Source organism: Kitasatospora sp. NPDC015121 (assembly GCF_055562955.1).
On the sequence record NZ_JBVHEH010000055.1, the window covers coordinates 19,222 to 30,338 of the forward strand.

The following is an 11,117-nucleotide window of genomic DNA, read 5'->3' on the forward strand; positions in this document are numbered from 1 at the left end:
CGCCCCGCCCGCTCGCACCCACCTGGAACTGTCTTGCCCTCCCCGCGTACCAGCGCGCCGTCGACCACCACCGGCACCGACGCGCTCCTCTATCTCCTGTTCGGCGTCCTCGGTGCCGCCCTCGCCTTCGGCTCGCTGGCCTGGCTGACTGGCAACGCCGCCAACGCCCTTGTCGGCAAAGGCCCGTGGGCCCGCTTCAGCGCCGCCGACGCCCTGCTGCACCCCGACGCGCTGTGGCCGCACCTCAGCCCCGTCGCGCTGTTGGTCGGTGCCCGCCTCCTGCCCGGCCTGCTCACCGCCGCCCTGACCGCCACCGCCCTGGTGCTGTGGACGCGCCACCATGCCGGGGCGAAGACCGGCCTCGCCGGTAGGGCCGACCTGGCGCCGCTGCTGGACAAGGAGGTCACCGCCAAGGCCCGCGACCTACGACCGAGCCTGAACGGCCAGGAGTGCAAAAGAGGTCGAGCCGAACGACCGAGGCATCCTGATCGGCACTCTCTCGCCCGGCAAGGCTGAGGTCCGCGCCTCCTGGGAGGACGTTCTGGTCGCGATCATGGCGCCCCGTTCGGGTAAGACGTCCGGCATCGCGATCCCGGCGATCCTCGCCGCGCCCGGCCCGGTGCTGCTGACGTCGAACAAGGCGGCGAACGACGCGTTCACCGCGTGCTTCGACGCGCGGGCGAAGGTCGGCACCGTCTGGACGCTCGACCCGCAGCAGATCGCGCACCACCCGCGCGAGATGTGGTGGGACATCCTGGCCGACGCCCGCGACCTCGCCGGGGCGAAGCGGCTCGCCGGGCACTTCGTCACCGCGTCCGTGGACGAGTCCAGCGGCTCCGACTTCTGGTCGACCGCCGCCGCCAATACCCTCGGTGCGCTATTCCTGGCTGCGGCCAGCAACCGGCGCCCGATCACCGACGTGCTGGCCTGGCTCGCCTCCCCCGCCGACCGCACCCCCGTCGACCTGCTCACCGACGCCGGCCACCACGCGGTGGCCGCCCAGCTCCAGGGCACCGTCACCGGTGCGACCGAGACGAGGGACGGGATCTACGAGACGGCGAGGCAGTACGCGAGCTGCCTGCTGGACCCGGAGATCGCCGCCTGGGTCACCCCGACGCCCGACCTGCCGGAGTTCAAGCCGTTCGCCTTCGCGTCCTCCCGTGACACGCTGTTCCTGCTCAGCAAGGACGGCGGCGGCTCCGCCTCGGCGATCATCGCGGCGGCGGCCGACGCGGTGATGCGCTCCGCCGTCATCGTCGCCGAGCGCAGCGGCGGGCGGCTCGACCCGCCCGCGCTGTGCGTCCTGGACGAGGCCGCGAACGTGTGCAAGATCAGTGATCTCCCGGACCTGTACTCGCACTTGGGCTCGCGCGGGGTCATCCCGATCACAATCCTGCAGTCCTACCGGCAGGGCCAGCGCTGCTGGGGCGAGGCCGGCATGGACGCCCTCTGGTCCGCCGCGACCGTCAAGATCGTCGGCAGCGGGATCGACGACGCCGACTTCGCGGACAAGCTGTCGCGGCAGATCGGAGAGCACGACGTGCAGACCGTCTCCGTCTCCAACTCCGACAGCGGCAAGTCGACTTCGACCTCGATGCGCACCGAGCGCATCCTGGCACCGGACCAGATCCGCGCGCTGCCCAAGGGCAAGGTGCTGCTGTTCGCCACCGGCATGCGGGTGGCGATGCTCGACCTCCGCCCCTGGTACAAGGAGCGCTCCGTCAAGGAGATCGGCCCGGCCTCCACCCGCGCCACGAAGGCCATCACCGCGCGCGCTCTCGACAAGAGCCAGAACGGCTTCACCCTCTCGGCCTGACCGCCTACCCACCCTGGCGGCGCCGATCGAGACCTCACGGCCGGCGCCGCCTCCCCCTTCCCCTCCGGGCGTCCCTGCCGCACGCCCGCTCTCCCCCCAAGGACCTCCTCCGTGAGTACAACTACCTCTCCTGCCCTGCGAGTTCTTTCGCTCGGCGCCGGGGTCCAGAGCAGTGTGCTGCTGCTCCTGGCCGCCGAGAGCCACCTGCCCGGCCTGGATTACGCGATCTTCGCGGACACCGGCTGGGAGCCCCGCTCGGTCTACGCCCACCTGGACCGCATCGAGCGGGAGGTCGCTGCCCCGGCCGGGATCCCCATCCTGCGAGTCTCCTCGGGCAACATCCGCTCGGACGCGCTCGACCCTGCGAAGCGCTTCGCATCGATGCCGCTGCACATCCTCAACTCCGATGGCGGCGAGGGCATGTCGCGTCGGCAGTGCACCAGCCAGTACAAGATCAAACCGATCAAGGAGAAGGCCCGCGAGCTCCTCGGCTGCCCCTACCCGCAGCGGGTGCCGGGCGGGGTGTTCGTCGAGCAGTGGATCGGCATCTCGGTGGACGAGGTGCACCGGGCCAAGGACGCCGACGTCGCCTACATGAAGAACCGCTTCCCGCTGCTGGAGCTGGGCCTCACCCGGGCGGACTGCCTGCGGCTGCTGCGCGCTCGCGGCTTCGAGTCGACTCCGAAGAGCAGCTGTCTGGGGTGTCCCTACCACGGCAACGCCCAGTGGCGGGCGCTGCGCGACACCTCGCACGAGGAGTGGGAGGACGTCGTCGCCTTCGACCAGGCGATCCGCAGCGGCAACGCCCGGGCGACCGCGGGGGGCACCCCGCTGCTCGGCCAGGCGTACCTGCACCGCAGCCGCCGCCCGCTGGACCAGGCGCCCATCGACCGGGTCACCGCGCACGAATGGGCCGAGCGCCAGACGGACGTCTTCGACGCCATCGCCGACGCCGAGCTGGAGGCCGGCGACGCGGACGGCTGCTCGCCCTGGGTCTGCCGCTCGGGTGCCCCGGTCGCCGCCGACCGCTTCACCCTCACCGCCTGACCGGCCTTCCCACACAACGGAGTTACCCGATGACCCCTTCTTCTCCCTCCCGGGGCGAGCGCCTGGTCGGCGCCCCGGTCGTCCGACGCTGCGGCCGGTGGTGGCTCGTCAGCGGCGCCGGGTCGCTGCTGGCCACCGACCCGACGTTCACGGGCGAGCTGGACCGCTTCGCAACCGCCCGGGCCGCCGCCGAGCGCGAGGTCGCCCAGCTCACCTCCGAGCACCGCCGGTGGTGGTCGTGATGGAGCCGCTGCTCGCGGGCGAGCAGGCGCTGCTCGGTGCGGTCCTGCTCGACCCGCGCCAACTGCGGCGGCTGGACTGGCTGGAGCCGCACGACTTCCACCGCCCCGCCCACCAGGTCCTCTTCTCCGTGCTGCGCGAACTGCGCGACGCCGGGCACCCCGGCTTCGCCGCCGACAGCGACGACGGCGAAGTGCCCTTGGAGTGGCTAACCGACACCCTCGCCCTGGCCAGTGAGCGCACCTGCGGACTTGACCCTTCCTATCTGCACACCCTCGTCGCCGCCTGCCCGCGTCCCGGCCACGCCCCGCTGTACGGGCGGATCGTCCTGGAAGGCTCGATCCGCCGCACAGTCACCGTGCACGCCCAGCGGCTGTTCGGCGTCGCCGAGGAGGGCCTCGCAGCGGGCAGCGTCGAGGGCACCGCCCACCAGGCCGACGTCCTGGCCGGCGTGCTCGCCGACCTCGCCGGGCGCTGGGGCACCCCGCCCCGCACCCAGAAGCCCGCCACCGCCCCGGCTACCGCCCCGGCCGCCGAACCCGCCGCCGAACTGTCCGACGACGCGCGGGCGGACGAGCAGTTCCTGCTGTCCCTGCTGGCGCACCAGGGCGGCGCGCTCCAGGAGGTCTTCGACTGGCTGCGGCCCGGCGACTTCGCCGACCCCGGCCACGGACAGCTCTACCGCTGCCTCGGCGCGCTCCACCACCGCGGCGAGCCGATCGACCCCGTCACCACCCTGTGGGAGGTCCAACGGCGCGGGCTGCTCGCCGATGGCAAACTCACCGAGAAGCAGCTCTCCCAGGTCCTAGGCGCGCACTTGGTCGCCGGGTCTGCCGGGTGGCTCGGCGACCAGGTGCTGCGCACCTCGCTCACCCGCACCGCTGCCGAGAGCGCCCAGCGGATCACCGTGCTGGCCGCCGACGAACGCCTGGCCCCCGGGCAGCTGGTCGGCCAGGCCCTGTACGCCCTCGGCCCGCTGGAGGAGGTCCGCGCCCGCTGGCGCACCGCCAACGGGCATCTCGCCCCTGGCACGGCCACTGCTCCGGCGACGCCGAGCATTCTGGCGGCTCGGGTGAACGCGGCGCTGGCTCGTAGCGCCCCGCAGCAGTCGGCGTCCAAGGCGGTCTCGCCCGTCGTCCCCGCCTCCCGGGCGGGCACCGCGAGCGCGATGCCCGCCGCCCCTCCTCCTCTTCTTCCTCTCCGCTTCGGAGTGCGACGTGAACAAGCACCTCTCCGAGACCGCGCTGCTGCTGAACGCAGCGGCGAGCATGGCCGAGCTCCAGAGCGTCCGGCTGCCCCGGATGGGCCCCGGCTTTCCCTGGCCCGACCCGGCCGCCGTGGGGCGCTAAATCAGTGAACTCGGCAGCATCGTCAACGGATTGGGTGACGAGCACCTGTTCCTGGCGGTGGCTTCCTACCCGGCGCCGCTAACGGACCTTGTGCTCGCGGCCGAGGCGTTCGCTGACGTCGGCGCCAGCACCACCTCGGCCGCCGCCGAACTCAGCGGTGTCGGTCAGCAGCTCGCTACCCTGGCCTGCACAGCCGGAGGGCGCAGTGCCCCGGATGTGGACACCGCCCTCAGCGCCGCCGCCGGCAGCATCAGTTCCTCCTTCGACCGGGCGCGCGGCAGCCTCGCCGACACCGCCAAGGTCCTGCGGGCCTGCGCTGAGACCATCGCCCCTGCCCTGGTGGAACTGCACTCGGCCACGTACACCCGCGCCGCACAGGCCACGACTCCGAAATCGCCGACGTCCGACCGCACCACCGACGAGCGGGCCGCCGATTCACCGAACCGCTCCTCCCCGACGATCCGGGTGGACGCCGCGCTGTCGCGCAGCGCCGTGCAGCCGCCCGCCTCCCCGACGGCCCCGGCAGCCCCTCCGAACGCTGCGGCTACCGCGCGCCTTCCCACCTTTCCCTCCCAACCGCCGGAGCACACTGTGAACCGTCCCTTCTCCACCGCGCTCATGCTGCAGGCTGCGGCGGCGCTCGACCGACTGCGGGACGGGCTGCCCACCACCGCCGATCCGTCCGCACCGCTGGAGTCCGCCGTCACGGGTCACAGGATTACCGAACTGGGCGCGTTCATCACCACGATCGGCAACACCTACCTGTCCCAGGCAGCCGATCCGATGCGGCCGGGGTACCCGGCGGAGGCGTTCGCCCTCGCTGTGAACCGGGCCGCCCAGGCCACCGGTGCGCTCGGCACCATCGGCCAGCAGTTCTCCTACCTCGACACGTTGCCACCTGACCCGGACGGCCTGCCCGGTGGCGACTACCAGCGCAAGGTCGCCGCCCTGTACATCGGCGAGGCCCTCCAGGCGGCGCACCACAACCTCCAAGACGGTGCCCGGATTCTGCGGATGGCCGCCGCGGACGTCTTGCCTGCCCCGGCAGCGGCCGAAGCCCTCTCCCCGATGGCCGAGCCTGGGCAGAATCCGGACACCGTATGCAAGGCCGCTGCGCTCACCCGCGCCGCAACCACCACGCCCCCGGTTCCCCCGTGCCCCGCACCGGTCGGCACCCGGACCGTTCCACCTTCCGCGCGGGGGCGGCGATGACGGCCGCCCGGCCGCCGTCGTGGTCCGGGCCGCTGATCGGTTCGCTGTGCAGCGGCTACGGCGGGCTCGACCTGGGCGTGATGGCGGCACTCGGCGGGCAGGTCGCCTGGCACGCCGAGGTCGAGCCCGCGCCGTCCGCGATCCTGGCCAGGCACTGGCCCAGCGTGCCGAACCTGGGCGATATCACGGCGATCGACTGGTCGGCCGCTCCGCGGGTCGGTGTCCTCACGGCCGGATTCCCTTGTCAAAGACGTCTCGGTCGCCGGTCGACGTGTCGGCCTCAACTCGCAGACCCGATCCGGGCTTTGGCTGCACGTCGCACGCGCGGTCGAGGCCCTCAACCCCTGCCTCCTGGTGGTCGAGAATGTACGAGGACTCCTCACCTCCCCGGGTTCCGCTGGCGACGTGGAACCCTGCCCGTGGTGTCTGGGAGACGACCCAACCCTCTCTCCTGTGCGGGCACTTGGCGCCGTACTCGGCACCCTGGCCGACCTGCGGTATGACGCACGCTGGCTCGTTCTTCGTGCCTCCGACGTCGGAGCTCCCCACCACCGCTCCCGGGTCTTCCTCGCCGCCTGGCCTGCCGACCACGGTACTGAAGACACCCACCAGCGACATCGGGAAGAACGGCGGCAGCCAGCACCTGGCGAAGCGCAGGAGCGACGGTCACAGCCCGAACCTGGCCGACGAGGTGGAGCGGCTGCTACCGACGCCGAAGGCCAGCGACGGGATCAAGGGCTCACCGAACCAGCGACACGGCAACGGCGACCTGACCCTGCCCTCGGCCGCGGCCTCGCTGCTACCGACCGCGAGCAGCACCGGCACCACGAGGCGCCGCGCGGGCAAGGGTCGGCACCCCACGGTGCCGACCGTGGCCCTGCCGCTCTGGTCGAGCCCGCCCTCGGAACCGACCCCCGGCGGTGGGGGCAGTACGCCGCAGCCGTCGCCCGGTGGGAGACGCTCACCCGCCCGGCACCGGCGCCGACCGACGAGGGTGGCCGGCTCCGTCCGGAGTTCGTGGAGTGGATGCAGGGCCTGGAGGCGGGCTGGGTGACCGCCACCCCTGGACTTGGCCGGCCCGCCCAGCTCACCGCCCTCGGCAACGGAGTCGTCCCGCAACAGGCCGCCCGGGCAATGGAATTGCTGGCTCCACCGCTCGGCCGCTGCCCGCGGTGCCGGATCCGGTAGCGGCTTCTACCCCGTCGTCCCTGGCCGGACCAAGCCCCGGCTCCTCCGAATCCTTCTGCTCGGCAGCCGCACGAACCGCTTGAGCGCCGCCGTTCCCGCGCGCCGCCCCGGCGCGCACGACCGAAGGACTCCCCTCCCTTGCGCACCACACCCGCCGTGCGGGCCCCAGGACAGCACCTTCCGTGCCATCCTGGGCCCGCCGCACATCGCCCGCCTGCTCGGCGGTACCCCCATCAGCCGCCTGCCCACCGGGATGGCACCCATCGCGATCCTGCTGCTGGTGCGGGCCGAACACGGCTCCCTCGCCCTGGCCGGGCTGCTCGGCGCGCTGTACGGCCTGGCCGCCGCGATCGGCCAGCCGCTGCTGGGCCGCCTGGTCGACCGCCACGGCCAACGCACCGTCCTGTTCGTTTCCGCCTGGTGGCGAGCGCGGCGTTCCTGCTGCTGCCGGCCACCGGCCCGGTGCGCCACCCGGTGCTCGCCGCGCTGGCCGTGCTGGTGGCGGGCCTGGCGACTCCGCCGCTGGAGGCGTGCCTGCGAACGCTGTGGCCCCGCGTCCTTCCCGACGCCGCCGTGCGCCACACCGCGCTGGCGCTGAACAGCAGCAGCCAGGGCCTGGTGTTCGTGGTCGGCCCGCTGCTGGCCGCCGGTATCGCGGCCGGGGCCGGAGTACTCGCCGCGCTGGCGGCGACCGCGGCGCTGGGCCTGCTCGGCTCCGCCCTGGTCGTCACCTTCGCCCCCTGCGCCCAGTGGACGCCGAGCGCCCCGGCCGGACGCGGGCACTGGGCGGGTCCGCTGCGGGCGCCGGGCCTGCGGGTGTTGTTCGCGGCGCTCACGGGAACCGGTGCGGCGCTCGGCGTGGTGAACGTGCTTGCCCTGTCGCTGAGCGATCGGCACGATGCCGGGTGGCTGGCCGGGGTGATGCCCGCCGCGCTGGCCCTCGGCAGCGCGCTCGGCGGCCTCGCCTACGGTCGCCGCGCCTGGCCCGGGCCTCCGGCTCGGCACCTGGTGGCCGCCGCGACCGGCTTCGCCGCCGGGTGGACGGCACTGCTGTCCGACCCGGTGCCGGCCATCGCGCTACTCGGCATACTCCTACCCGGCATCTTCCTCGCCCCGCTGCTGGCCGCCGCATCTCAGAGCATCGAACGCCTGTCTCCCGAAGGCGAGTTGGCGGAGCCCTCCATGTGGCTCGTCGCCTGCGTCGGCGCCGGTCAGGCCGTCGGCGCACCGGCCTGAGCCCCCTCGCTGTAGCAGCCGGACCGCTGCCTGCCGCCCTGGTGCCGCTCGCCGGAGCCGCTCGCGCCCTGTGGCTGCTGCGGCGCTTCAACCACTTCCTCCCCGCCTGACCACCCTGGAAGAACCGCCGTGAACAACACCTTTGGCGATTCAACTCCCTTCACTCCCATACACCTTGTCTGGGACTGGAACGGGACCCTCAAGGATGATCTCGACGACCACGTCGCCGCGCTGAACGCGACGCTGCCCGCCCTCGGGGGCACGCCCGTCGACCGGGACACCTACCGGGCCGAACACACCCTGCCGATCACCGCCTTTACGCCCGCCTGCTCGGCAGTGAGATCACCGAGCAGGAACGGGTCTCCAGCGATGCGGCCTTCCTGGAGCACCTGCGTGCGCAGCCCGTGTGGCTCTACGACCGTGCCGTCGAGTTGCTGACGCTGGTTCAGGATTCTGGCCACACCCAGTCGCTGCTGTCGCTGTGTCCGCACGAGACCCTGCTGCGCGAGGCGGGCATCGGGCACTCCTTCACCCGGATCGACGGCCACATACGGGCCCTCTGGCGGCACTAAGCAATGTCCTGGCGATCAAGCTGTATCGGTGGGTACGGACGACACATCGATCATGAGGAAACCCGTATCGGTACCTGCGATGAGCGCGCCGTGGCTCGATGCCAGTGCGTTGACCTTATCCGCCAGGGGAAGGACATGCCCGGTCTCCGTCAGGGGGTTCCAGATCCGCATCGTCCCGTCGCTGCTGCCGGTGGCGAGGCGGGAAGTGCCGTCCGGCGCGGTGAACACCGCCACCGCCCGCACCCAGTCGTCGTGGCCGGTGAGGGGTTCGCCTTCCTGGGCGCCGGTGGCGGGGTTCCAGATCCGCACCGTACGGTCGTCGCCGCCGGTGACCAGCCGGGGGGTGCCGTCCGGCGCGGTGAACACCGCCACCGCCAACACCCCGCCGTCGTGGCCGGTGAGGGGTTCGCCTTCCTGGGCGCCGGTGGCGGGGTTCCAGATCCGCACCGTACGGTCGGCGCCGCCGGTGACCAGCCGGGGGGTGCCGTCCAGTGCGGTGAACACCCCCACCGTGTTCACCCAGTCGTCGTGGCCGGTGAGGGGTTCGCCTTCCTGGGCGCCGGTGGCGGGGTTCCAGATCCGCACCGTCCCATCGTCGCCAGCGGTGGCGAGGCGGGGGGTGCCGTCCGGTGCGGTGAACACCGCCACCGCCAACACGGCGCCGTTGTGGCCGGTGAGGGGTTCGCCTTCCTGGGTACCGGTGGTGGGGTTCCAGATCCGCACCGTCTCGTCGTCGCTACCGGTGGCGAGGCGGGGGGTGCCGTCGGGTGCGGTGAACACCGCCACCGCCCACACGGCGCCGTTGTGGCCGGTGAAGGGTTCGCCTTCCCGGGTACCGGTGGTGGGGTTCCAGATCCGCACCGTCTCGTCGTCGCCGGCGGTGGCCAGGCGGGAAGTGCCGTCCGGCGCGGTGAACACCGCCACCGCCAATACCCAGCCGTTGTGGCTGGTGAAGGGTTCACCTTCCCGGGTACCGGTGGCGGGGTTCCAGATCCGCACCGTACGGTCGGCACCGGCGGTGGCCAGGCGGGGGGTGCCGTCCGGCGCGGTGAACACCGCCACCGCCCGCACCCAGCCGTCGTGGCCGGTGAGGGCCTCACCGACCTGGGTACCGGTGGCGGGGTTCCAGATCCGCACCGTCCGGTCGTCGCCGCCGGTGGCCAGGCGGGGGGTGCCGTCCGGCGCGGTGAACACCGCCACCGCCCGCACCCAGCCGTCGTGACCGGTGAAGGGTTCGCCTTCCTGGAGACCGGTGGTGGGGTTCCAGATCCGCACCGTCCGGTCGGCGCCGCCGGTGACCAGCCGGGGGGTGCCGTCCGGCGCGGTGAACACCCCCACCGCCCACACCCCGTCGTCATGGCCGGTGAGGGGTTCGCCTTCCTGGGCGCCGGTGGTGGGGTTCCAGATCCGCACCGTCCCATCGTCGCCAGCGGTGGCGAGGCGGGAAGTGCCGTCCGGCGCGGTGAACACCGCCACCGCCCGCACCCAGCCGTCGTGGCCGGTGAGGGCCTCACCGACCTGGGTACCGGTGGTGGGGTTCCAGATCCGCACCGTCCGGTCGTCGCCGGCGGTGGCGAGGCGGGGGGTGCCGTCCGGCGCGGTGAACACCGCCACCGTGTTCACCCAGCCGTCGTGGCCGGTGAAGGGTTCGCCTTCCTGGGTACCGGTGGCGGGGTTCCAGATCCGCACCGTCCGGTCGTCGCCGGCGGTGGCGAGGCGGGAAGTGCCGTCCGGCGCGATGAACACCGCCACCGCCCGCACCCAGTCGTCGTGGCCGGTGAGGGGTTCGCCTTCCTGGGCGCCGGTGGTGGGGTTCCAGATCCGCACTGTACGGTCGGCGCTGCCAGTGGCGAGGCGGGGGGTGCCGTCGGGTGCGGTGAACACCGCCACCGCGTTCACCCAGTCGTTGTGGCCGGTGAGTTGGAGGTGGAGCTGGCGGGGCCGGACGTTGCCGGTGGTGAGGGTGGGTGGCCAGGCACCGGGGCTGCGGGGGTGGGGTTCGGCGGGGGGCGGGTTGCCTCGGAGGTAGGTGGTGCCCAGGCGTCGCCACCAGCGGCGCCACGCGGTGGTGGTGCCCGGCTGTTGTTCGGGGCCGGTGTCGTGGGTGTGGTGCTGGTGCAGGACGGTGCCGGCGATGGCGGGTGGCAGTTGGTCGGGGTCGAGGCCGTGGTGGAGGGCGTTGGTGGTGATGCTGGTGAGGTCAAGGGTGTCGAGGACGTCGGGGTGGGCGTCGAGGATGGTGAGGGCGCCGGCGGCGTGTCCGAGGCGGGCGTGGGCGGCGAGGTGGTGGCGGATGTAGGGGCTGACGTCCGGGGGCCGGAACGCACTGCCGGGCATGTGCCGGTGCTGGAGTGTTTCGCGGGCGTGGGCGCTGAGGGCCGTGGTGATACGGGCATGGGCCCCAGCGATGTCGGGGCGGGTGGTGAAGTGCTCGGTGAAGGTGCGGTGGGCGAGGCG

General features: G+C 72.9%; 9 protein-coding genes and 3 pseudogenes. 11 read left to right on the forward strand and 1 reads right to left on the reverse strand.

The genetic code is table 11. The features are described 5' to 3' along the window. Positions 1-33: 33 nt before the first annotated feature. The 11 genes and pseudogenes from ACZ3J7_RS39180 (at position 34) to ACZ3J7_RS39230 (ending at position 8,660) form a co-directional block, all read left to right on the forward strand. Positions 34-1,816: pseudogene (locus ACZ3J7_RS39180) on the forward strand (type IV secretory system conjugative DNA transfer family protein). Positions 1,817-1,993: 177 nt separating this feature from the next. Next, the gene (locus tag ACZ3J7_RS39185) at positions 1,994-2,863 is read left to right on the forward strand and encodes an adenine nucleotide alpha hydrolase family protein (RefSeq protein ID WP_465628220.1); all 870 of its coding nucleotides are present in this window, start codon (positions 1,994-1,996) and stop codon (positions 2,861-2,863) included. Between the two features lie 29 nt (positions 2,864-2,892). Further along, on the forward strand, positions 2,893-3,105 hold the full coding sequence (locus tag ACZ3J7_RS39190) for a hypothetical protein (RefSeq protein ID WP_465628204.1): 213 nt from the start codon (positions 2,893-2,895) through the stop codon (positions 3,103-3,105). Next, on the forward strand, positions 3,105-4,460 hold the full coding sequence (locus tag ACZ3J7_RS39195) for a DnaB-like helicase N-terminal domain-containing protein (RefSeq protein WP_465628206.1): 1,356 nt from the start codon (positions 3,105-3,107) through the stop codon (positions 4,458-4,460). The genes ACZ3J7_RS39190 and ACZ3J7_RS39195 overlap by 1 nt, the downstream gene beginning before the upstream one ends. 22 nt (positions 4,461-4,482) lie before the next feature. After that, complete coding sequence (locus tag ACZ3J7_RS39200; protein WP_465628208.1) at positions 4,483-5,664, forward strand: hypothetical protein; 1,182 nt, start codon at positions 4,483-4,485, stop codon at positions 5,662-5,664. Positions 5,665-5,744: 80 nt separating this feature from the next. Next, positions 5,745-5,852, forward strand: a pseudogene (locus ACZ3J7_RS39205) (DNA cytosine methyltransferase); the annotation flags it as partial. 31 nt (positions 5,853-5,883) lie between these two features. After that, positions 5,884-6,852: a DNA cytosine methyltransferase gene (locus ACZ3J7_RS39210; RefSeq protein ID WP_465628210.1), complete on the forward strand. Its 969-nt coding sequence runs from the start codon at positions 5,884-5,886 to the stop codon at positions 6,850-6,852. A 253-nt stretch (positions 6,853-7,105) separates the two neighbouring features. Continuing rightward, positions 7,106-7,216: pseudogene (locus ACZ3J7_RS39215) on the forward strand (hypothetical protein); the annotation flags it as partial. A 56-nt stretch (positions 7,217-7,272) separates the two neighbouring features. Then, positions 7,273-8,088 carry a hypothetical protein gene (locus ACZ3J7_RS39220; RefSeq protein ID WP_465628222.1) on the forward strand — a complete coding sequence of 272 codons (816 nt, stop codon included), beginning with the start codon at positions 7,273-7,275 and terminating at the stop codon, positions 8,086-8,088. A 129-nt stretch (positions 8,089-8,217) separates the two neighbouring features. Beyond that, on the forward strand, positions 8,218-8,526 hold the full coding sequence (locus ACZ3J7_RS39225) for an HAD family hydrolase (RefSeq protein ID WP_465628212.1): 309 nt from the start codon (positions 8,218-8,220) through the stop codon (positions 8,524-8,526). Further along, complete coding sequence (locus ACZ3J7_RS39230) at positions 8,520-8,660, forward strand: hypothetical protein (protein ID WP_465628214.1); 141 nt, start codon at positions 8,520-8,522, stop codon at positions 8,658-8,660. The genes ACZ3J7_RS39225 and ACZ3J7_RS39230 overlap by 7 nt, the downstream gene beginning before the upstream one ends. A 15-nt stretch (positions 8,661-8,675) precedes the next feature. Here ACZ3J7_RS39230 and ACZ3J7_RS39235 read toward each other — a convergent pair. Beyond that, the coding region (locus ACZ3J7_RS39235) for a WD40 repeat domain-containing protein (protein WP_465628216.1) at positions 8,676-11,117 on the reverse strand (2,442 nt) is incomplete at its 5' end.

Coding starts and splice junctions, on each gene's coding strand:
- ACZ3J7_RS39195 (WP_465628206.1), top strand. CDS start 3,105: ATGGAGCCGCTGCTCGCGGGCGAGCAGGCGCTGCTCGGTGCGGTCCTG.
- ACZ3J7_RS39190 (WP_465628204.1), top strand. CDS start 2,893: ATGACCCCTTCTTCTCCCTCCCGGGGCGAGCGCCTGGTCGGCGCCCCG.